Below are 23,639 nucleotides of genomic sequence, written 5' to 3' on the forward strand. Positions count from 1 at the left end.
CTTTGCCCCCCACGGCTAATTTGTTCTAGCTATAAAGGGTAAGCATGGTAATGAGTTACACCCCAAGATGAACAAACCCATGAAAAGCATGTATAGTTTCTATCCAGTTTCTTGAGATAAAACGATGCAACTCAACCAAATATCAGTCAGGCCCATTTTAAAGCAAGAAGAACCAAAATATCAGGATTTGATGGAGGCCCAGCATTACTTAGGTGCTATTCCAAAAATTGGTGAAACCCTTTGGTATGTGGTCTATTCTGAAACAGAATGGATTGCACTGATCAGCTTTTCGGCCGCCGCATTAAAGTGTGCGGCTCGTGATAGCTGGATAGGATGGAGTTATCGCCACCAAACGGGCCGCTTAAAACTGATTGCCAACAACAGCCGTTTTTTGATATTACCGACGAGGCATGATAAAAACCTAGGATCACGCCTCCTTTCACTGTGCCTTAAACGCTTATCCAATGATTGGGTTGAAAAGTATGGACACCCTATTTTGTTGGTCGAGACCTTTGTCGATCCAAAGCGATTTCATGGAGGTGTTTATCGAGCCAGTAACTGGCAGGCTATTGGTTACACGAAAGGGTTTCGCAGGGTAACAGACGGTTACTCTGCTCAAACAGAGCACAAAAAGCTGATTTTCGTTAAGCCACTTCATCGTCGAGCACAATCTGTTTTATCTCACACTATATTAAGTCATCATTTTTTATTAGGTGAGGTAAAAATGAAAATAACGCGTCATCAAATGCGTTCATTACCGGATTTCTTCAAGGAAATTAATGATCCCCGTAGAGCCCAAGGGCGACGCCATAGAATACAGACTGTTCTGGGAATAGCCGCTGGAGCTGTGTTATGCGGCATGAGGAGCTATGAATCTATTTTTGACTGGGCTGAAAGCTTATCTCAAAAGTCCAGAGCGCATTTTCGTTGCCGTTATGATAAAGGCCGTTATGTGATTCCAAGCCTAAGCATTTTTAGAAATATCTTAGTAAGAGTAGACCCGAATGAACTTGACGCAGCCTTTAATGCCTGGAACAAAGCCTATGCCCAGGATGACAACTCACTCGCAATAGATGGCAAAGTCATGTGTAATGCGATTGATGAATCAGGGCGCCAAACACAAATAATGAGTGCTGTTGGGCATACCACAGGAATTTGCTACGCCCAAAAAAAGTAGGTACTTTGCCTGTTGGAGATGGGTCGGATGAAGTTAAGCAAACCAATGAAATAACATTTGCTCCGAAATTATTAGATACACTACCGATTGAAAATAAAGATATCACCAGCGATGCTTTGCACACCCAGACTGAATTCGCGCGTTATTTAGTAGAACAACGAAAAGCGCATTATTATTTTAGTGTCAAAGGAAACCAGCCGACACTGCTTGATGATATTACCACCTACTTTTCAAATGATAGCCGTTTGGCAGATTATGAAGACAAAGTGTCTGTCGGGCACGGACGAATTGAGATTCGTAGAATCTGGGTCACATCGGAATTAAGTGAGTATGTATTATTCCCTCATGTTGCCCAGGTTTATCGCATAGAACGAGAAATAACGGACAAGAAAAGTGGGAAAACATCACTTGCGACCGCTTACGGTGTGACCAGCAGAACAAAAAAAGACGCAGATCCGAAAACCATCTTATATAAAGTTCGAGGTCACTGGTCTATTGAAGTCAGTCATTATATTATTGACTGGGTTTTTGATGAAGATCGCTCAACAATTCGTACCGGTTATGGCCCTGAGAACATGACCCGTCTTAGGCGCTTTGCTATCGGATTAATAAAATCAAAAGTTGAGAAAGGGATTTCAAAGAAAATGAGGCAACTCAATAAGAATACCAGAGCTGTTTTAGACTATTTGAAAATTACAAAAAATACCAGGAGGCCTTGTGCCGCATAAGGTTTAGAATATGAACAAATTAACCCTGCTTTGCCCCCAAACCCCCAAGGTATTTAAGCAAGGGTAATGATATAATATTCTTACAGTACAGGCTGAGGAGCCGATGACTGTCAAGGGTAATGGGCGGCTTATGTCGCCGATTGCTTTACTGTTAACTTAAGCGATATTTTTCAACTGTAATTCGTTTTCTGCCGAGCTGATTTCATCCTTATCAGGATTCAGAAAAACAGTTTTTATAGGGTCTAAATTCCTTGTGTTACGCCCATTCCAGCGCTCAGGATGACATTCCTTCGCTTGCTCGATAACACTCTTTCTCTTCTCTAGAATTGCACTATCTAAGCCCTTATGGCGTTGATTAGGTGTTACACCTAAATCCTGCAAGCCCATATTTTGACTCTCATTAACCTGTCTAGCTAAGTGGTTATTAGGTTTTTACTGCCGCTTTGCCAGCCCTCTTTGTCCAACCGATCAAAATATCCAGATTTAAATCATAAATAGAGGAAATTTTTTGTATCGTATGGATATCCCCCGAGCCCAAGGCAATAAACACCCTGCCAACGTGCCATGACCTTTTAATCAAAGTGACTTAACTTCGGTTAATGTTAAGCGAGTAACCCCACCTTAACCCAATCATCCCATTCCTGTGGATAGAGCGGACCTGCAGGTGTTCTGACTCTCAGCTGATTATTGCCTGTGAGTAATTTTCCAGCCACCCGAATCAGATAAGTACGAAGTGTATCCGGCTCCCATTGGCACAACGTTTTGTTGCCACTCAATTGAGCCATCCAGCGCACGGTATTGTAGGCAAGAACGGCGCAATGAAATAATGCGGCATTAGCCAGAAATTGATTCGTTCTGATTTTACCTAAACCCATTTGTGATTTTGCTTCTTCAATCCATGTTTCGCACGTCGCTCGTTCACCATACTTCTTATGTGTTTGCCAAGGCGATAGAGGTTCAGTTGTTACATAACAAAAATAGTCATATTCTGCCGTATCCCAAAGCTCGGACTGAGGTCCTGTCACTTGTTTAGGTTGCTTTATCCTGACCGCGACAAACTGACGAGAGCGAGACCAGCCACCACAACGATATTGAAACTCGCTCTGCTCCCAACCGGGTCGGCCTTGTATGGCTGTCCAGGCCTGTTTGGCCAGCAATGCGTTCAAATTCTTAAGTTTAACCTTTATTAGATACCCATGCCCTCTGGTATCGAGAAATTCAAGCAAATCACCGACAAAATAACCACTGTCACCGCGAAAAATAATGCGCATCCGATTGGGCAAGTGTGCAAGTAACTGTTTGGTAAATTCTACAACACCATTGCTTGTAAAGGCATTGCCTGTCCGGAACCAGGCTTGTAAAATTTCTTTTGTTTCCGCTAGAAAAGCGAGTTGTGGATGGTATGAACGGGCACCTTTCTTTTTGGGGTTGAAGCCTTTGGCACTTCCTTCTTGTCGACCACAAACGGTGTCCACAGTTGAATCGACATCGACCCACTGGACGGATTGTATGCCAGTTTTCGATTTTCCGGAACGAAGCAATCGCCGCCAGTGTTGACCACGCAAAGTATGCGTGAGCGTTTCAAACTGGCTTATCTGCCTATCACTTACTTCTTTAAAGATCCGTAAAATTGTGGTTTCAACAGGAATCTTTATCCAGCCAGCTACTTTGCGCAGTACGCTATCTGCCCATACGGTCGTCACCTTTGCCATTGATGTTGCTCCCCCCATCATGCCAACCAACGTCAATAGAACCACATCAGATAAGTGATGGTCTGCATTTTCACCCCGCCGATGTGGAACGCTTTGTTTTACGGTTTTTTCAAAACCTATCCTGTCTAAATATTTCACGACGGGAATCAGTCCCGCCTGGCTTGTCAATCCATGTGCTGTAGATGTCATTTTTACCGTTCGGGTACGGTTTCTTACGTGAGATGAGGATTTTGATACTTTAGAGGGCTTCATTAAAACAATGAGATAGTGAAATCAGGAAAATGATATTATATCATTGTTTAATAAGGAGTTTTGTGGATTATTATGTATAATGCTTGCAGGATTTAGGTAGTACCTAAATCCTGCAAGCCCATATTTTGACTCTCATTAACCTGTCTAGCTAAGTGGTTATTAGGTTTTTACTGCCGCTTTGCCAGCCCTCTTTGTCCAACCGATCAAAATATCCAGATTTAAATCATAAATAGAGGAAATTTTTTGTATCGTATGGATATCCCCCGAGCCCAAGGCAATAAACACCCTGCCAACGTGCCATGACCTTTTAATCAAAGTGACTTAACTTCGGTTAATGTTAAGCGAGTAACCCCACCTTAACCCAATCATCCCATTCCTGTGGATAGAGCGGATCTGCAGGTGTTCTGACTCTCAGCTGATTATTGCCTGTGAGTAATTTTCCAGCCACCCGAATCAGATAAGTACGAAGTGTATCCGGCTCCCATTGGCACAACGTTTTGTTGCCACTCAATTGAGCCATCCAGCGCACGGTATTGTAGGCAAGAACGGCGCAATGAAATAATGCGGCATTAGCCAGAAATTGATTCGTTCTGATTTTACCTAAACCCATTTGTGATTTTGCTTCTTCAATCCATGTTTCGCACGTCGCTCGTTCACCATACTTCTTATGTGTTTGCCAAGGCGATAGAGGTTCAGTTGTTACATAACAAAAATAGTCATATTCTGCCGTATCCCAAAGCTCGGACTGAGGTCCTGTCACTTGTTTAGGTTGCTTTATCCTGACCGCGACAAACTGACGAGAGCGAGACCAGCCACCACAACGATATTGAAACTCGCTCTGCTCCCAACCGGGTCGGCCTTGTATGGCTGTCCAGGCCTGTTTGGCCAGCAATGCGTTCAAATTCTTAAGTTTAACCTTTATTAGATACCCATGCCCTCTGGTATCGAGAAATTCAAGCAAATCACCGACAAAATAACCACTGTCACCGCGAAAAATAATGCGCATCCGATTGGGCAAGTGTGCAAGTAACTGTTTGGTAAATTCTACAACACCATTGCTTGTAAAGGCATTGCCTGTCCGGAACCAGGCTTGTAAAATTTCTTTTGTTTCCGCTAGAAAAGCGAGTTGGACGAAGCCGCTATCGCGGAGAAAAACAGCGCATCCCTTAAATTTAAAGTGTAACCTCATTGCCTGTTATATGCATAACAGGTAACTTGTAAGCTCATCCAACTAACAATAATGAGGTTACACTGTTATGACACCATCGATAGAGCTTAAATTCAACCATTATTATATCCAGCACTGTAAGCATTTAAAGCTTAAGGGACTGCAACCCAAAACCATTGACGCTTATTCACGCGCTATTCGCCGTATCGGGGAACACTTTCAGGGGCATCTGGATAACTTAACGCAAGATCAACTGGTGGATTATTTTCATGCTCTTTTAAGCCGCCTTTCCTGGAGTGCCGTGAAACTAGATCTCTATGGTCTCAAGTTTTTCTATACACATGTGCTACAAAAGCCGTGGGTTGATGTGCTAATGATTAAACCACCACGATGTACGCGTATACCCGATATTGTCACTGTGGTTGAAGCACAACAACTGTTTATGTCGACCCGTAATCTAAGCTATCGAGTTTTTTATTTTACGATTTACAGTCTAGGTTTACGTTTGGGCGAGGGCTTAAGCCTGAAAGTAGGTGATATTGATGCGACACGCATGCGGGTACATATTCGCAATGCCAAAGGCAATAAGGATCGGCTTGTGCCTTTGCCTGTGAATACCTTGAAGGTGTTGCGTAAGTTTTGGGCTGTGCATAAAAATCCAGTGCTGGTATTTCCCAACCGTGCCCGGGGTCTAAAAGGTGCACATCTTGCTGAATCCCCCCTTGATCGCGGTGGCATCCAGAAGACAATCCGTCTTGTGACGCAAGAAATGGGACTAAAAAAAAGATTTCCTGCCACTCGCTGCGCCACAGTTACGCCACTCACCTGTTAGAAGCCGGGGTTGATTTAGTTGAGTTGCAGAAGATTCTGGGCCATACCAGTTTAGTAACCACGGCTCGCTATACGCATTTGACCGATATTACCGATGAGAATGCAGAGCTGCACATTAATCAGTTAGTCAATGACTTTTCTATTCACTGGGGGCAGATTTCATGATAACCCTAGCTGCAGTGATTGATCAATTTCAGTCTGACTTTTTAAGCGAGTATCAATCTCGTTTACGCTCCAATCAGATCAGTGCATTACATGCCATGAAGAGCTGTCGGACACAGCTGAGTCCTGTGATGCAGGTTAACTGTGCAGACTGTGACTATCAAACCTTTGTGCCTCATTCCTGTGGCCAGCGTAACTGCCCGCATTGTCAACATCATGAGAGTCAACAATGGATTGAACGACAGGTACAAAAACAAGTCCCTGCTGATTATTTTATGAATACCTTTACCTTACCTGCGCAGTTAAGGTCGTTAGCCAGGCAGCATCCGCGGTTACTTTACAGTATGATGTTTGACTGTGCCTGGGCGACTTTACAGAGTTTTAGTAAAAATGATAAGCAGTTGCAAGGCGATGCCGGGGCGATTGCTGTCTTACATACACACTCACGCGAATTAAATTATCATCCGCATATTCATGTCATTATGCCTGCGGCAATCGTGGATAAAATCAAGAAGCTCTGGCGCACTAAGGAAGGCAAATACCTGTTTCATCATAAAGCACTAGCAAAAGTATTTCGTGCAAAGATGCTAGCGCGTATGAACGAAGAAAAGTTGCCATTTCCCACAGCTATTCCGGAAAAATGGGTGGTCGATTGTAAGTTTGTCGGTGCAGGCGATAAAGCATTGATATATCTGGGTCGATACCTGTATCGTGGTGTGATTCGTGAACAGGATATCTTATCCTGCCAAAATGGCAAAGTAACCTACCGTTATCAAGACAGCAAAACCAAACGCTATCAAACCAAAACGGTATCGGGGGCTAAATTTCTGTGGCTGGTGCTGCAACATGTTTTGCCTAAAGGCTTTCGTCGTGCGCGCAATTATGGCTTTTTACATCCGAATAGCAAGGGTGTTATTAAGTTGATTCACTCCCTGCTAAAGTTTGACCCGACGAAGATATTGCGTGCACTCAAAGTACGGCCGGCATTCAGTTGCAAATGTTGTGGCGGGGCGATGGTTGTTGGGCGTCGGCAAATACCCAGGGTGGAAATAATGTTTCAGCCTTTGCCAACTTAACAATTGGAATCACTAGCGCTTATGTAAATTTAAACACTTCGACCCAGGCTATCAGCGGATTAAATGCTGAGGGAGTTGCTTGGGCTAAAATCGGAGATTAAGGCAGAATTTTGCTCCGATACTTGGACTTTGAGAGTTGACTGCAATGGACAACGCTCAAAGTTCAGTTAAACAGGTAAAAACAGAGGTTCGATTCATCAGTCGGGCTGATCAACAAAAAGCTATTTTCATAGAGCGCATTAAATGAATTCCTACTATCGTGCCGGGCTTGTCCAACAAACGGTTCAGATTGTGGCTCGCTTCGCGATCACAATCTAACCTTATTCGTTGTGGATGGTATGAACGGGCACCTTTCTTTTTGGGGTTGAAGCCTTTGGCACTTCCTTCTTGTCGACCACAAACGGTGTCCACAGTTGAATCGACATCGACCCACTGGACGGATTGTATGCCAGTTTTCGATTTTCCGGAACGAAGCAATCGCCGCCAGTGTTGACCACGCAAAGTATGCGTGAGCGTTTCAAACTGGCTTATCTGCCTATCACTTACTTCTTTAAAGATCCGTAAAATTGTGGTTTCAACAGGAATCTTTATCCAGCCAGCTACTTTGCGCAGTACGCTATCTGCCCATACGGTCGTCACCTTTGCCATTGATGTTGCTCCCCCCATCATGCCAACCAACGTCAATAGAACCACATCAGATAAGTGATGGTCTGCATTTTCACCCCGCCGATGTGGAACGCTTTGTTTTACGGTTTTTTCAAAACCTATCCTGTCTAAATATTTCACGACGGGAATCAGTCCCGCCTGGCTTGTCAATCCATGTGCTGTAGATGTCATTTTTACCGTTCGGGTACGGTTTCTTACGTGAGATGAGGATTTTGATACTTTAGAGGGCTTCATTAAAACAATGAGATAGTGAAATCAGGGAAATGATATTATATCATTGTTTAATAAGGAGTTTTGTGGATTATTATGTATAATGCTTGCAGGATTTAGGTAGTATTTAAATTTACTGGGTCTGGCTTTGTCGTCGGGAGCATAACACCGGGGCTGGACAAGTAATTGCACCGTTTAAAGAATAAACATAGTGCTACGCTACTGAATTTTATGCTGACGCAGATTGTTCAGGTGTTTCCACACGCATAAATAAGGAATAAAGCACTGGTACGACCACCAAAGTTAGTATAGTACCAACCAATAGCCCGAAAGCAATCACACAGGCCATGCCATAGAACAGTGGATCCTTGGAAAGAATCAGCGGCAACAGGCCGAGTATAGTGGTCAGGGTGGTCATCAGGATCGGGCGAAAGCGCGCAATGGCAGCGGCAATAACTGCTTGATAGGGTGGCTTCCCAGCATCGCATTCGATTGCGATACGATCCAGCAGCACAATACCGTTATTGATGATAATACCGGCAAGACTTAGCAGGCCCAGTATTACCATAAAGCCAAAAGGTGCATTCATGACCAGCAGTCCTATCACTGCACCGATAAAGGTCAGCGGGATAGTAATAATAATGATCGCTGCACGGCGGAAGGAGTTAAACTGCCAGACCAGCAATACAATAATCAGCAGAAAGCAAACGGGCATCCATTCAAACAGATAAGCCTGTGCTTCGGCTGAATCTTCCAGTTCGCCACCCAATTCCCAGTGGTATTCGGGAGGTAGGTTTAGCGTTTCTAGTGCAGGTAATAATGCATCAAACAGTTCCCCCGCTTTCAGAATTTGATGTTTGGCACTGACCGTGATGGTGCGTTGCTGGTCAAGACGTTTGATGCGGCTGTACTCTGCTCTTGGCTCAATATCTGCGACCTGCAATAGAGGAACCGTGGTTTTGCGTTGATTGGAGTATACATTGATGCTGCGCACATGCGACACTTGCATACGCTCTTCTTCCAGTCCACGGCCTATAATCGGAATAATGATATCGCCCTCACGGTAATCTGTGATTTCTGCCCCATCAAGATAGGCGCTCAAGGAGTCAGCAATTTCCTGTGAAGTGAGTCCTGCACGACGGGCGCGTGCCTGATCTATCTGCACTTCTATTTTCCATAGTTTGTTTTCCCAGTCCTGTTCAATATCCAGTGTACCTGAAATAGAATGCAATTTATCTTGCAGGTGCTGTGCTTTTGATAAGAGAACATTACTGTCCGGCCCCTTTATGCGAATTTCCAGTAAGCCAGTTTCGCTCGCACCCAGCCACATTGATTTGACGCGTCCACGCGCTGCAGGGATATGTTCAAGAATATACTGACGTACCCTGGCGACCATTTCCGGTACTTGTTCTATGCTTTCGGTATTAACAATGATAAAAGCCAGATGGGGGTCAGGATCCATTGGAGACAACGAGAGAAAAAAACGTGGACCACCTGCGCCGACATAGGCTATCGTTCCAGTAATCTCTGGATTACTTTTCTTATCATCCATCCAGTCGGTGAGTTGCTGCACATTTTCAGCGGTTTTATCAGAGCGGGTTCCAGCGGGGAGGTCCAGATAAACCAGAAATTGATTACGGTCCCCTGCGGGGAAAAATTCAACGACCACATAACGGAATGCAAAGCCGGCGAGTGCCAGTCCTGCAATCAGTATTCCTATGACAATAACACGATTGCCTAATACTGTTTTTAGAAAATCCTGGTAATAAACATAAAACCGTCCGCCGTAGGGATCGGGTTTTTCTGCATTGCTGTCTACGGGGTCAACCTTCATAAACCAGAAGCACATTGCCGGGGTCATATACATCGCCAGAAACCAGGATGCCATTAGCACGATGGTCACCACCTGGGCTAATGACAGCGTATATTCTCCGGTACTTCCATTCGCCAGCAGCATGGTTGAAAAAGCGAGGATCGTGGTTAGAGAAGATGTCAATAGCGGTACTGCCAGAGTGTCACCTGCCTCAGTGACTGCTTCCAGGCGCGGCTGTCCAGCTTCCATACGGGTACGAATATCTTCGGCAACCACTATTCCATTATCGACTAACATACCTAAGGCGATAATCATCGATGCGATAGACATACGTTGTAATTCTATATCCATAAAAGACATGATTACCAGGCCAAGCAGCATCGCCATAGGCACAAATGAACCGACAATCAATCCGGTACGTAAGCCAAGGAATACAATAACGACTGCAAGGACAATAACCAGAGTCTGCATTAAATTGGAAATTGCACCGTCAACCGCCACTTGTACTAGAGATGGCTGGTACGTTGCAAAATCAAACTTGTAACCAATGGGCAGAGTTTGCTCGATGGTTTTGACCTCGTGTGTCAGGCGCTCACCAAACTCTATCGAGTTAATACCCTCCATTATTGAGATGCTGAGTATGATGGCTGGATGACCATTGAAATAAACCGGTTGTTCCGGTGGATCGACATAATCACGGATGATGGTGACTAGATCGCGTAGCGGCGTTACTTTTTCGGTACCTGGTATCGGAATCATCACCGATGCGATGGCATCAACATCGTTAAAATTTCCAGAAGGTTCGATAATAACCTCTTGGCCATAGACATTGACTTTACCGCCAGGGAGTAGGATGTTCTGTTCTTTAAGCGTCTGGCCTATAATGCCCGGTGTTAGGCCAAATTTGGCCATTTTACTATTGGAAAATTCTAAGTAGATGCGCTCTTCCTGTATGCCATATAGCTCTACTTTGCGAATCCCCTTCAGGGTATATAAACGGTCACGGGTATTACGTGCCACTTCACGCATTTCGGCCATAGTAAAGCCATCACTCCATATTGCTATATCAGCAATGGATGTCAGGCCAAATTCATCATCAATAAAAGGACCTTGCGTGCCTGCGGGTAATTCAGGTGTGACATCGGCCATTTTATTACGTAGATCCTGCCAGATGGGTTGCAGGTCGGCATACTGGTCTTTAATGATCACATGAATAAGTGAAATACCTGTTTTTGAGTCGGAAGTGATTTCATCCACTTCGCCAATTTCACGGATTTTTTCTTCCAGTTTACGTGTGATCAAGTCTTCCACGCGTTCGGGAGACATGCCAGGGTAGGAGGCCATAACCACCGCCTCGCGAATGACAATAGAGGGGTCTTCCTGTTTCGGGTAGTCTAGATAGATAAACACGCCTGTAAAAAAGACTAATAACAGGAATAAAATAGTCAGTCTGGAATTGTTCAGTGAAAACCGGGTAATATTAATCATTGTAATGCTCTCCTTTCTGGCTCTCAGTGCTGCATTAATTTAACTTGCTGCTCATCATTAAGAAAACTCACCCCGGCAACGGCGATGCGGTCGCCTGCATTCAGTCCTTTGCTCACCTGTATCATATTATTCTGTGCGGCATCTTTGGGTGTCTCAATGGCTGTTTTATGTACTTTAGATGTCTCGAGGTTGTAGATAAAAACATAGGCAAAAGCATCATCATCACCCGGTAAGATAGCAGCCAGGGGTATCAAATACCCATCATGGTGCTTATCATCGCGTAGGATAAAATGCACATCAGCACTCATGCCAGGTCTAATGAAGGCAGGGGGATTGAGTAAGTCGGCTTTGATAGGAAAGGAGTTGGCAGTACCTGCAGCAGAACCTATAAAAGAAATACGGGCTTCACTGGTTTCACTATCCAGTGTTGGGAAATTAACCATGACAGTCATGCCTTGATGAATTTTGGAAATAATAGTTTCAGAAATATCAAATTCTACATTCATAGTGCCATCAGCATTAATCTCAAACAGCTTCTGACCTGCAATCACTTTGGTAAAAGGGTCTACCGAGCGGGATGCAATACTGCCATCAAACTGGGCAGTTAACTCAGTCAGGCGTAGATCACGCTTGGCTAGGTTGAGTTTGGAATTAGCGTAATTAATCCGGTTTTTTGATGTATCTCGTTCTGCCAGCGCCGTATCCCACATAGACTTACTGGCCCAGCCTTTCTTTTCCAGTTCATCGACGCGCTGAAATTGATTCTGTTTGTTTTTGTAATCAGACCGGGCAGAAGCTAAATCGGCCAGTGCCGCTTGTACATCCAGTTTATAGGGCTCCTTATCTAAATCTGCCAGTAACTGTCCTTTTTTAACAGAGTCACCTATGTCCACTAGTACCTGCTGTACTTTACCGCCGACCTCAAAGCTGAGAGAAGATGAGTCAGTTGCATGGACGATACCAGGAAACCTGCGCTGCTGACCATTAGCCAGTTCGGAGACGGTAAAGGTTTTTAATGCTCTGATTTGTTCGACGACTTCAGGTTTATCCTGACAGGCGCTGAGGGTGATTAGCATGATTGCTAAAGATGATTTATGAATAAGCTGGGTTAACATAGAAAATCCCTGAGAAGTGGAGTGAGTGTTTAGGAACGCGCCTGTAATTAGTCAATTGTTCAAGTTATTCCAGGCGTATTCCTTAGCTTGTTGTGGATAGTTTACAACTAATGCAACTATTGTTGCATAATCTCCCGAAACTTTGAATTAATTTTGATTTGACACGTTTGGACTTGAATTAATGAATACTTTCTACCCGGATCCGCATTTAGTTGTGAATTTGGGATCTAAGTTTAACCTTTTTTTTCAGTGTTTCAGATGGTAATTGGGCAAACATCTTCTTGTAATCAGCACTAAATTTTCCCTGATGCCAGAAGCTATATCGTTGTGCAATGTCTGATACCCTAGATTCACCATCGTTGTGCAATGTCTGATACCCTAGATTCACCTGGCTCTGCGTGGCGGAGTTGTTTGTGCGCATTATTCAGTCGGTGCATGAGCGTATATGCCTTGATTGTGCAGCCATAGCGTTCACGAAAGGCATATTCCAGAGTACGTTGACTAGCATGGGCAGCAACACATAGTTCGGGTATTGTTACTACGTCACTGTCAGATTCAAAAATATAGTTTTCTGCTAATTTAACTGCTTTATCGCGTTTGCGTATAGGTTTTCTAATAACGGGGTGAAGGCTCTCAGCAATCAAGCTGACGACGTTAGCCGCAATTTCCTCTTCAAGTTGTGTTAGGTAATGCGGGCTTCTGATTAGCTCTTTACCTGTAGTGAGCGCATGGTCCATAGACAATAAGTACCTTCTTAGTGCAGCAAGTTTCCCAGGATGACAGCGAAAAGCTTCATTTTTCTTAATCAGAGCATTAAATTCGGGTAATTCGTGAGCCGCGCACAATTGATTCAGTTTTTTTTCGCTAAATGACAAGGTGAACACATCAAAATCTGACTGGGAAATACTTTGCAATTCTCCCCCAGGGGGAAAAATAAGCAGCATATCGCCTCTAATATCAATATTACGCCAGTGGATACTGATTTCAGGTTTTGCTAACAAGCCAATTGTAATCAGTTCTTTTGGAGATGTCCCTTGCTGGATCATACCCCGATGAAGTCGGGCTCTGGAAAATTGGCTACTGAGACCTCCGAATATCATTAGCTCGCTGGAAAATCGTCCTGCTTCGAGTTGACGATACTCCATATCCCAATGACGGGCGTTGGCACAAAATTCATCAAAATCGTGAATAGATTGGTGTAAGAAAAAAGGTTGTTCAGCCATTTACTGTATCGTTTAAATTTGCGATTTTTTGATAATGCGGGCGTGAATATTCAGTTACAATCATTTACCTTAAATCATAAAAAATTAACAGATGATATAGTTTAATTTGGAGCTGAGTCAATGAACTAAATATAACTTTGAAATTCACATAATAAAAAGAAAGAATTTATGAAGACAATTCTTTTCAACATTATGGTAACGGGACTGCTGCTATTTTCATCTTTATCTTTGGCAAAAGAAATCGTGCACGATGCTGAATATTACATACTAGAGGCTCAGAATGGCGAGAAATGGAAAGCCGAGGATAAAAAGGGATGAAAGCACGTCAATAGGGTGATAATAGCCACGACAATTATATGAAGATAGGTCCGGAAGTACAAAAACGCACGCTGGAATTTATCGAACGTAACACCAAGGCAGGCAAGCCATTCTATGTTGCCAACTGGCCCAACCTGACCAGTTTTATAGGAAGTTATCAAAAAAATGAATAATCAATTACGTAAGGTGAACTATGAATGCTGCTCAATTGTTTGTTAGCTGTCTGGAAAATGAAGGTGTCGAATACATTTTCGGTATTCCCGGAGAAGAAAACCTTCATGTAATGGATGCACTTCGCGGAAGCTCAATCAAATTTATTACCGTTCGGCATGAGCAAGGCGCTGCGTTTATGGCCGATGTCTATGGCCGTCTTACTGGGCGTGCCGGTGTGTGTCTGGCAACTCTGGGTCCAGGGGCGACTAACCTGATTACCGGGTTTGCCGATGCCAATATGGACAGGGCACCGATTGTAGCAATTGCTGGTCAAGGCTCAACTGAGCGGATGCATAAGGAAAGTCACCAGATGCTAGACCTGGTCAGTCTTTTCAAACCCATATCAAAATACAGCAGCGAAATTTTACACCCCGACATAGTGCCGGAAGTGGTGCGTAAGGCATTTAAAGATGCACAAGCCGAAAAAACGGGCGGTGCCTTTATCAGCTTTCCTGAGAATATTGCAGGTATGGAAGTCACACAAGCATTATTGCCCTTAAAAGTACAAAGTCCTACGTCTCCTTTTCCAGCTCCGGACAAAATCCAGCAGGCCATTGATGCTATTTCGGCCGCCCAATTTCCTATTGTTATGATCGGGAATGGCGTGATTCGATCAAAAGCCAGTCTAGCTGTATTAGATTTTGTCGAAAAATTCAATATTCCGGTGGCAATGACGTTTATGGCCAAAGGTTGTGTGCCTTTTTCTCACCCATTGAGTTTAGGAACTGTCGGTTTGCAGGCGCATGATTATGTAAGCTGTGGATTTGACCGGGCAGATGTGGTGATTTGTATCGGTTACGATATTGTTGAATATCACCCTAAACTCTGGAACCCCCAGGCGGATAAAAAAATCATTCATATTGATCAGACTTATGCCGAAGTGGACGCGCATTATCAGCTTGAAGTCGGGGTGTTGGGTGAAATCAGCAAAACTCTGGCTTTAATAGCAGAGCAGGCTGTCCCCAAAGACACAATTCACATGGGTTCATTACGCGAGGTAATTAAATCTGAATTAAACAACCATGCCGAAGACAGCAGTTTTCCACTTAAACCCCAGCGTATTTTATACGATACACGAAAGGTTTTAGCTGATGCAGATATTTTGCTATCAGATGTCGGCGCGCACAAAATGTGGATTGCCCGGCTGTTTCGTTGCGAGTTGCCTAATACCTGCATTATTTCCAATGGTTTCGCGTCTATGGGGATTGCTTTACCGGGTGCTCTGGCGGCCAAGCTGGCATATCCACAAAAGAGAATCCTGGCGATTACCGGGGATGCAGGGTTTATGATGAATTCTCAGGAAATTGAAACCGCATTGCGTCATAAGCTCGCTCTAGTGGTAATGATTTGGCATGACAATGAATATGGGTTAATTAAGTGGCACCAGCAACGCAGGTTTGGTCGTAGTGGCGATATTAGCTTTACTAACCCGGATTTTGTCAAATATGCCGAGTCATTTGGCGCAATAGGCTACCGGGTTAATAGTGCCGAGGAATTGATTCCAACTCTGGAGCAGGCATTTGCGGATAATACGGTGGTTATTATCGATGTACCGGTGGACTATAGTGAGAACATGAAGCTAACCGAAAAATTAGGTGAACTGGTATGTCCGATATGAATAAAGAGGTGCACTATACCATTCAGGTTCCAGGTGCACAAAGTTGTGGGGTTTTGGAGGTTAGCTCACCGTTTAACGGTGAACAAGTCGCAAGTATTGAAACGATCAATGAAAAAGGAGCCGAACAGGCTTTACAAAATGCTTTTCAAGCCTTTAGTAAGCGTAATAACTGGTTGCCTGCAGATAAGCGCATAACTATTCTGGAACGCACTGCTCAGTTGATGCGGGAGCGTTTCGATAGCCTAGTGCAGATAGCGGTACTGGAAGGCGGCAAGCCGTTAATTGATACCCGCATTGAAATTGAACGAGCGATTGATGGCGTTAGGATATGTATCGATTGTATTCGTACTGAACATGGGCAGGAAATCCCCATGCAGCTTAACCCGGCATCCAGCCAGCGATTTGCTGTAACGCACAAAGAACCTAGTGGGGTCGTGGTTGCTGTTAGTGCATTTAATCATCCTCTAAATCTTATCGTGCACCAGGTATGCCCCGCTATTGCTAGCGGCTGTCCAGTGATTATTAAGCCGGCAGAGGGTACACCGGCTAGTTGCTTCGAACTGGTAAAATTATTAAGAGCCGCGGGCTTACCGGATGTATGGTGCCAGGCTGTAGCCGTTACCAATGTTGGAGTGGCTGAGAAACTGGTTACCGACAGTCGGGTGGCATTTTTTAGTTTTATAGGCAGTGCCAATATAGGCTGGATGTTGCGTTCTAAATTATCAGCTGGTACACGCTGTGCACTCGAACACGGTGGTGCTGCGCCAGTAATTGTTGCTGAAGATGCCGATCTGGATGATGTCTTGCCATTATTGGTCAAGGGCGGTTTTTATCATGCAGGACAAGTCTGTGTTTCGGTGCAGAGAGTCTTTGTACATAAGCGTTTGATTAAGCAAGTGGCTGAACGCATGAGTAAACTGGTCAGTGAATTACAGGTGGGTAATCCATTATTAGCAACGACACAAGTGGGACCATTAATACGCCACCGAGAAACAACGCGTATTGATAATTGGGTGAAGTCTGCCGCTGCATCAGGTGCACAAGTGTTAACGGGTGGTACAAAACTGTCTGACTCACTTTATGCCCCGACACTACTACTTAACCCCTCTAAGACTATTGAAGTGAGTCAACGAGAAATATTTGGCCCGGTTGTTTGCCTGTATCAGTATGAGCATATAGATGATGCTATTCAGCAAGCCAATGCGCTTCCCTATGCTTTTCAGGCTGCGGTAATGAGTCAGAATATTAATACTATTATGCATGCGTACAAACATCTGGCTGCGTCTGCTGTCATGGTTAACGATCATTCCGCATTTCGTGTTGACTGGATGCCATTTGCTGGCTTACGTCAATCTGGTTATGGTGTCGGTGGAATTGCGTATACCTATAATGATATGCAAATTGAAAAGATGCTGGTGATACGATCGAAGGCCCTTTGAAAGCCTGGATGCTAACTTTAAGAAACTGCTTAATAATTACTTCCCGTATTTTGTAGGGGCAATCCCTTGTGGTTGCCCTTTCTATGCACCTGGGCAACCACAAGGGGTTGCCCCTACAATCAGAGGAAATAGCCATGCGTAAACGGTTTTATCGAGTTGCATCCATTAGTCTTATCTTATCTACGATCCTCACCTGGTTATGGCCACCAGCGGGCTGGTTGCTAGCACTTGTAGCGGGTATTGTGATGCTCGGACTCTATGATATATTCCAAACTAGGCATACCATCCTGCGTAACTACCCTTTGTGGGGGCATTGGCGCTGGATAATGGAATGGTTACGGCCAATGATATACCAGTATTTTATTGAATCTGACACCAATGGTGTACCCGTTAACCGGATGTTTCGTTCGGTAGTCTATCAACGTGCTAAGGGGGTATTGGATACGGTCCCTTTGGGTACCAAGATGGATACTTACCGAAGCGGTTATGAATGGATGGACCATTCGCTGACAGCACTGGATGCTAAAGATCTAGAACTGGACCCTCGAATTATCATTGGAGGCCCAGATTGTAAACAGCCGTATTCAGCCAGTATATTAAATATTTCTGCAATGAGTTTTGGTGCACTGAGCAAGCATGCAATATTAGCGCTTAATGGTGGTGCGAAAATAGGCGGTTTCGCGCATAATACGGGTGAAGGGGGCCTTAGTCCCTATCACCTTGAACCCGGCGGAGATTTGATTTGGCAGATTGGAACGGGGTATTTTGGATGTCGTGATGAACAAGGAGGCTTCTCGGAGCAAGGCTTTGCGGAAAAGGCAAGCTTAGACAATATCAAAATGATCGAAATAAAGTTATCACAAGGTGCAAAGCCTGGTCATGGCGGTATTTTACCGGCGATAAAAAACACCCTGGAAATTGCAGAAATTAGAGGTGTGCAGCCCAATACCCAGGTGAACTCACCACCGACGCACAGTGCATTTTCCACACCTCTGGAAATGATGCAATTTATTCAGCTTCTACGTGAACATTCTGGTGGCAAGCCCATTGGATTCAAATTGTGTATAGGGCGTAAAAGCGAATTTATCGCACTCTGTAAAGCCATGCTTAAAACAGGGATTAAACCGGATTTTATTACCGTAGATGGCGGCGAAGGGGGAACCGGCGCTGCCCCTTTGGAATATACTAATTCGGTCGGCACACCCCTGCGTGAAGGCCTGGCGTTCGTGGTTGACTGTTTGATTGGATTTGACCTTAAGAAAGATATACGCGTAATTGCCAGTGGGCGTATTTTCAGTGGATTTCATATGGTGCGTTTATTGGCACAAGGTGCTGACCTATGCAACAGTGCCAGAGGTATGATGATGGCATTGGGCTGTATTCAATCTCTGGAATGTAATAAAAACACCTGCCCAACCGGTGTTGCAACGCAAGATCCCGCTTTATATGAAGGCATGAATGTTGCGGATAAGCGGCAGCGTGTCGAGAATTTGCATAAACTGACGGTAGAATCAGTGGTTGAATTGATTGCAGCCGCTGGTTTAACCAGTCCTGATCAACTTAAGCGTTGTGATATTCAACGCCGGGTGAGTTCCGACCGGGTACGCTCTTACGATGAGATTTATCCATCGCTGGAACCTGGTTGCCTTTTGCAAGAACCTTACCCCGAACCTTTTAATAAATTATTACAAAGAGCACACGCTGAACACTTTTAGCGCTTTTATGCAAAAAGGAAAGTTCGGAAAATTATGCTTGGTTAGTAATGTTATTCTTGTTAGCTCTATGGTGTTCATGTTTTCAAATCTGATTTCGGTATGTATTGCGTCAGAGTCTTCAAGCGAAAGCCATTTATATATTGAAGCAGAACATGAAATACAACATAATCATGTTGCCGTTTTTGTAGGAGGGATGTCACCAGTAGGTGACTCAAACAAAACCTTTGTTGCGCTAGGATTAAGCTATGAACGTCGGTTAAATGAACCATTTGGCATAGAAGTACTGGCAGATTTTACTGTTGGATCAGACGGGCGTGCCGCACTATTCTTGACAGGTGTAACTTATCGACCTTTTAGGGAGTACGGTTTAAAACTGATGACTGGACCGGGATTTGAGATTGCAGAGCATAATAGTGATGCGACTGAGGTTAATTTTGTCTATGGTGTCGGGCTAGCCTGGGAATTTCACCTGGGGAATGTATCAATAGCACCTACTGTCCGTGCAGATTTTTTTGGTGAGTCTAACGCCAATATTACTTTTGGTATTGCTATTGGTACTGGGTTTTGATGCTACATCAACCTATAATTACGTCTCGAACCAGGTCAGGATTTGGGGCTATTTCAACTTTAACACCAATATAAGGAAAAGACTTTAATTCATTAATGCCTTTCTTTTTATTAATTGAGGCATGGAGTCCCAAAATCTTTCATTCGGCGCAAGGTGGCGCGCCGAACATTGCAAGTTGCCTAAAAGCTAGGCAGGACCAAAAAGATTCTCGTGTTCGGTATTCACTACCCCATCATCATTTAACTGGCTTTCTGGATAATAGTTAATCCAGACAAACCAGTATAGCCCCGCTTTAACCGTTTCAACGCGCTTGAGCTCATCCTGATCTGACTTGCCGAAGAAATCTATGTTTTTAATTGGCTTACCGCTGTCGTTATACCAGATGTTAACGCTCTCGTATTCAGGATCATAAGCAGCAACAATATCGCGACCGCCAACTGTAGTATTGACAATATTATCCTGATCTCTGATATATCTTTCGGTATAGGCCATAGAATCCTTACCGATGGTAAAACCCCAGACCAGTTCTTTACGTAGCAAGCGACCATCATCAACATCCATCGTACTGGTTAATAAAGACTGGGTGCGGTGGTGGGATACAGTTGCCCACAGAAAAACGATTTCAACAATGTTATCCCACAACCACAACACTGGATTCTTGGTAAAGGGGACGATCTTATTCAGGAATACCTTGCCGTCAGGATAAGCCTTGGCATAGGCACTAAAAGGCATGCGAAAAGTCGGCCACGCCTGCATTTTATTATCACTCCAGCGTCCATCACACTCGCGGGTACCATACATTTGCTGTATCGGTTCACCGCTACCCTCATCACGCATAATCAAGTTATTACCGTGCTGGGCAAGGATTTCTAAATCCAGTTTTTCACCATTAATTTCGGGTATGTACCCAGTACCAAGATGTGTCATGCAGCAGTAAGTCAAAATAACATTCTCACCACCAAGACCCTCAGGGGTTCCGGCAAGGTGAGGACGCTTGATATGGAAGTCGGAGTGCGCACGTGTTTCACCCTTGTTCTCTAATACGATAACACTTTCATCTGAGCGCAGATAATTCTTTGCTTCTTCAATGCTGTAGTACCTGGCATGGTCTTGCTGATTGCGTAAGCCGAAGTGTAGCCAGATATAGGGAAATCCAACAGAAAATATATTGATTGCCCCCAAAGCGTAAGTTAGAGGTTTGTAACCCGCACCATATTTAGTCGTGGTAACAATGGCAATAATAGACCCTACCAGGCCAATACTGATCATGAGTTTTTCGTGGCGGATAGCAAAGATCATGCCCTTACGTTTTACTGTGAGGAAGGCTTGAGTAATATCGCCTAGATCACGGAAAAACATAAATGAAACGATGGTAGCCGTAACAAGAGCGACCCAGTGAACTAATTCAATTAGCATTTTTTTTATCCTTTATGATTAAATAATGTCGAAAAAATATACATCTTGTTTTGCGATAAAGATGTTTATTGCTGCTGCTGGAGGCCAATATTCATTGCGCAGCTACGCGGCAACTTGTTCAGAAACTGAGCCAACACGGTTAATATCCGTATGCGGGAAGAACTCCACCCAGACGTGCCAGAAAAGGCCCGGCCTCAATCCTTCGACACGCTTGAGTTGACCCGCGGGCGTTTTGCCAAAAAAATCAATTTCGTTCACCGGTTCGCCCGTGTTGTTATACCAGATACCAAGACTTTCATAGCGAGGATCCCAGGCCACGACCAGGGGCTGTCCACCGACCTCGGTATTCAGGATATTTTCCTGTTCCACTACAAAATCGTCGGTCCAGCAGACCGCATCATTATCAAAGTTTACCCCCCAGACATAGGTTTTATTCGCTAGGCGGTCATCGTAGTGGCTCATATTGTCCATGACCGGTTTTGCTTCGCGGTGCTGTCGGTCAATAGAGGATGAAAATAGCATCTCAAGGACCTGGTCAAACAGATAGAGGATCGGATTCGATGGCGGCTTGTTTATGAAAACAGTGCCCTCAGGGTAGGCCTTCTGGAAACCACGGAATGTCATCCGAAAGGTCGGCCAGGGGCGCATAGAGAGCGTGGGGCGTAATGGACAGGCAGCGCCCTCTGTTTTCGGAGTAGCATCTGCCTCGCGGAATCCATAAATCTGCTGTATAGGCTCCCCTGTTCGGTTGTCCCGCAGAACAAGGTTATTGCCATGCTGTGCCAGTACTTCGAGCTCAATTTTCTGACCTTCCACTTCGGGTGAGTAGCCAATCCCCAGATTAGCCATGGCACAGTAGGTCATTACGACGTTCTCGCCGTCGAGGCCTTCCCCGTTGCCAGCCAGATGAGGGCGCATTAACTGAGCTTGAGGATGGGCTCGAGCAATACCATTGTTCTCAATCACGATTACCTGGCTTGACGGACTGACGTACTCTTTAGCTTCCTCAATACTGTAATAGCGCGCGGAATCCTTCTGGTTCCTGAGGCCGACGTGGACCCAGATATATGGGAAACCGTAAAGAAACACACTGAGAAGTATCGCTGTCCAGGCGTATCCGCGTGAACCCGCTGCGAAGCCAAAATGAGCGATTGTCATGAGAGCTAAAGCTACAAGTCCTATAGTGAGCAGTCGGTACTCGTTGCGGATGAAGCGCTGCATGTTCTTGCGTTTCACCCGGATCAGCATCTGGCTGACGTCGCCCAGATCGCGGAAATAGAGAAAGCCGATGACGAGTGAGGTGGCGAGTCCCAACCAGAACACAATATTTCCTAACATGTTTAATCTCCAGTGTAATGCGGTAAGGAACGTACATGGAATAACTTAAACACCTGGCTTGTCTTTTTATCCGTCTTCTACGTTGTAGAAACAGTTACGTAGCTGGCTATGCGCCTGTTTCTACACCCTGAATACGAATAAAAATCCTGTGTCAGATGCTCAACTTATTCCGTGCGCGTTCCTGTGTATTCAATAAAATACATCTTATTTTGCGATAAAGCTGTTTATGGGTGATGCTGGAAGGTAATTGTTCAGATACCTTACTAATTTTTACTCTACATCTTGATCAGGGGCTTGGGGTGAAAGGCTGTACCAGAATGGCAGAGCGACCAGTAAAGTTGCTCCTATAATATTCCCTATGCCTGCCGGAATAATATTCCACAAAAATGCGGAAGTCCATCCAGGCCCCTCATCAATAGCCATTATCAGCGAGAAATAGCCCATATTGGCTGGGCTGTGTTGCAGGTTGCCAGCAACAAAAAGTGATACCACAAGGAAGATAGGGACAAATTTGCTGGTTAAGGTTTTTGCCATAATAGCAAAAAAGGCAGCCATACCAATCAGGCCATTTCCAAACATACCCGAAACGATAATTTTAAACCAGGAAGATACACCGCCAACTTCCATATAAGCCATCTTTTTTGCGATTATTCCCCTAAGAGCTGCATGAACACTTTCCGGGTAACTTTGAGCATACATGATGACCGTTCCTACAATATAAGCTCCGAGCACATTTCCCACCAAGGCAAGACACCAGAATTGAAATGCACGTATCCAGATTTCTTTGGAGCTTTTCTGTAACATGCTGGCTGGAACAAGCACATTCGCCTCGGTAAAAAGAACTGTGCGCGATAAGATGATCATATAAAACCCAGTCGAGAAACCCAAACCCTGTAGTAATAGCTTCAGGCCTGTGACTTCCACGCCTGCGGATAACAGCACTGAAAATAGTGCACCCATGGTGATGAAGCCGCCCCCTAACAGAGCCAGGATCATTACTTTCGTGTGTTCAAGATGAAATAGCCAGGTAGCTTCACGGTGCATAGCCCCTAATACTTCTGGTGGGGAAAGGTGCTGCCGCATAGGCTCCTTGCTGTGTTGGTTTTCAGTATCCATGTTTATCTCCCAGTTATTTATTTTGTATGTCTGAAACCATATTTCCCATAACTCTCAGCTATATTCGTCATCCTGCATGCTATCCAGTCAAGCGTGAGCAGGAATCTCATGGTTAAGCAAAGATTCCAGATAAAAAACTTCGGGAATGGCGAGGCTCTTAAGAAACTGACATTTTATAATATTACCTAAATCCTGCAAGCATTATACATAATAATCCACAAAACTCCTTATTAAACAATGATATAATATCATTTTCCTGATTTCACTATCTCATTGT

Annotated in this window: 17 protein-coding genes and 2 pseudogenes; 9 read left to right on the forward strand and 10 right to left on the reverse strand. The window is 44.4% G+C overall.

Annotated features, from left to right (window positions below; all coding sequences use genetic code 11):
• Positions 1–124 precede the first annotated feature (124 nt).
• Together ACQY3F_RS05460 and ACQY3F_RS05465 are read left to right on the forward strand one after the other, a co-directional pair.
• A complete protein-coding gene (locus ACQY3F_RS05460; RefSeq protein ID WP_428353919.1) occupies positions 125–1,177 on the forward strand; it encodes a Druantia anti-phage system protein DruA in 1,053 nt (350 codons plus the stop codon).
• Entirely contained in the window at positions 1,156–1,905 is a 750-nt protein-coding gene (locus ACQY3F_RS05465; protein ID WP_428353157.1) for an ISAs1 family transposase, read from the forward strand. Before ACQY3F_RS05460 ends, ACQY3F_RS05465 begins: the two co-directional genes overlap by 22 nt.
• Positions 1,906–2,061: 156 nt before the next feature.
• Here the strand turns inward: ACQY3F_RS05465 and ACQY3F_RS05470 are convergent, their stop codons facing one another.
• From ACQY3F_RS05470 to ACQY3F_RS05480, 3 genes and pseudogenes are all read right to left on the reverse strand, one after another.
• A complete protein-coding gene (locus ACQY3F_RS05470; protein ID WP_428353920.1) occupies positions 2,062–2,292 on the reverse strand; it encodes a hypothetical protein in 231 nt (76 codons plus the stop codon).
• A 215-nt stretch (positions 2,293–2,507) separates the two neighbouring features.
• Positions 2,508–3,869, reverse strand: coding sequence for an IS1380 family transposase (locus tag ACQY3F_RS05475; RefSeq protein WP_428352976.1), 1,362 nt, complete (start codon positions 3,867–3,869; stop codon positions 2,508–2,510).
• A 337-nt stretch (positions 3,870–4,206) separates the two neighbouring features.
• Positions 4,207–4,998, reverse strand: a pseudogene (locus ACQY3F_RS05480) (IS1380 family transposase); the annotation flags it as partial.
• Between the two features lie 127 nt (positions 4,999–5,125).
• Here ACQY3F_RS05480 and ACQY3F_RS05485 point away from each other — a divergent pair.
• Together ACQY3F_RS05485 and ACQY3F_RS05490 are read left to right on the forward strand one after the other, a co-directional pair.
• A pseudogene (locus tag ACQY3F_RS05485) lies at positions 5,126–6,033 on the forward strand (tyrosine-type recombinase/integrase).
• On the forward strand, positions 6,030–7,106 hold the full coding sequence (locus tag ACQY3F_RS05490) for an IS91 family transposase (RefSeq protein ID WP_428352924.1): 1,077 nt from the start codon (positions 6,030–6,032) through the stop codon (positions 7,104–7,106). The pseudogene ACQY3F_RS05485 and the gene ACQY3F_RS05490 overlap by 4 nt, the downstream one beginning before the upstream one ends.
• A gap of 210 nt (positions 7,107–7,316) precedes the next feature.
• On the opposite strand, the gene ACQY3F_RS05495 is transcribed toward ACQY3F_RS05490, so the two are convergent.
• From ACQY3F_RS05495 to ACQY3F_RS05510, 4 genes are all read right to left on the reverse strand, one after another.
• Positions 7,317–8,006: a transposase gene (locus tag ACQY3F_RS05495; RefSeq protein ID WP_428353770.1), complete on the reverse strand. Its 690-nt coding sequence runs from the start codon at positions 8,004–8,006 to the stop codon at positions 7,317–7,319.
• A 205-nt stretch (positions 8,007–8,211) separates the two neighbouring features.
• Entirely contained in the window at positions 8,212–11,283 is a 3,072-nt protein-coding gene (locus ACQY3F_RS05500) for an efflux RND transporter permease subunit (RefSeq protein ID WP_428353921.1), read from the reverse strand.
• Positions 11,284–11,306: 23 nt separating this feature from the next.
• Positions 11,307–12,398, reverse strand: a complete 1,092-nt coding sequence (locus tag ACQY3F_RS05505) for an efflux RND transporter periplasmic adaptor subunit (RefSeq protein WP_428353922.1) — start codon at positions 12,396–12,398, stop codon at positions 11,307–11,309.
• Positions 12,399–12,748: 350 nt separating this feature from the next.
• Positions 12,749–13,621, reverse strand: a complete 873-nt coding sequence (locus ACQY3F_RS05510) for a hypothetical protein (protein WP_428353923.1) — start codon at positions 13,619–13,621, stop codon at positions 12,749–12,751.
• A gap of 356 nt (positions 13,622–13,977) precedes the next feature.
• Here ACQY3F_RS05510 and ACQY3F_RS05515 point away from each other — a divergent pair, with 356 nt between their 5' ends.
• The 5 genes from ACQY3F_RS05515 to ACQY3F_RS05535 all read left to right on the forward strand — a co-directional run bounded on the left by ACQY3F_RS05515 (position 13,978) and on the right by ACQY3F_RS05535 (position 19,492).
• On the forward strand, positions 13,978–14,112 hold the full coding sequence (locus ACQY3F_RS05515) for a hypothetical protein (protein WP_428353924.1): 135 nt from the start codon (positions 13,978–13,980) through the stop codon (positions 14,110–14,112).
• Between the two features lie 20 nt (positions 14,113–14,132).
• Positions 14,133–15,770, forward strand: coding sequence for an acetolactate synthase large subunit (locus ACQY3F_RS05520; RefSeq protein WP_428353925.1), 1,638 nt, complete (start codon positions 14,133–14,135; stop codon positions 15,768–15,770).
• Entirely contained in the window at positions 15,767–17,209 is a 1,443-nt protein-coding gene (locus ACQY3F_RS05525) for an aldehyde dehydrogenase family protein (protein WP_428353926.1), read from the forward strand. The genes ACQY3F_RS05520 and ACQY3F_RS05525 overlap by 4 nt, the downstream gene beginning before the upstream one ends.
• Positions 17,210–17,343: 134 nt before the next feature.
• On the forward strand, positions 17,344–18,924 hold the full coding sequence (locus ACQY3F_RS05530; RefSeq protein ID WP_428353927.1) for an FMN-binding glutamate synthase family protein: 1,581 nt from the start codon (positions 17,344–17,346) through the stop codon (positions 18,922–18,924).
• A gap of 7 nt (positions 18,925–18,931) precedes the next feature.
• The gene (locus ACQY3F_RS05535) at positions 18,932–19,492 is read left to right on the forward strand and encodes a hypothetical protein (RefSeq protein ID WP_428353928.1); all 561 of its coding nucleotides are present in this window, start codon (positions 18,932–18,934) and stop codon (positions 19,490–19,492) included.
• Positions 19,493–19,678: 186 nt separating this feature from the next.
• On the opposite strand, the gene ACQY3F_RS05540 is transcribed toward ACQY3F_RS05535, so the two are convergent.
• From ACQY3F_RS05540 to ACQY3F_RS05550, 3 genes are all read right to left on the reverse strand, one after another.
• Positions 19,679–20,908 carry a DUF3179 domain-containing (seleno)protein gene (locus ACQY3F_RS05540; protein WP_428353929.1) on the reverse strand — a complete coding sequence of 410 codons (1,230 nt, stop codon included), beginning with the start codon at positions 20,906–20,908 and terminating at the stop codon, positions 19,679–19,681.
• Between the two features lie 102 nt (positions 20,909–21,010).
• Complete coding sequence (locus tag ACQY3F_RS05545; protein ID WP_428353930.1) at positions 21,011–22,246, reverse strand: DUF3179 domain-containing (seleno)protein; 1,236 nt, start codon at positions 22,244–22,246, stop codon at positions 21,011–21,013.
• Positions 22,247–22,516: 270 nt separating this feature from the next.
• Entirely contained in the window at positions 22,517–23,362 is an 846-nt protein-coding gene (locus ACQY3F_RS05550; RefSeq protein ID WP_428353931.1) for a formate/nitrite transporter family protein, read from the reverse strand.
• Positions 23,363–23,639 lie beyond the last annotated feature (277 nt).

It is taken from the genome of Methyloprofundus sp., from assembly GCF_965251085.1.
Lineage (GTDB): Bacteria > Pseudomonadota > Gammaproteobacteria > Methylococcales > Methylomonadaceae > Methyloprofundus.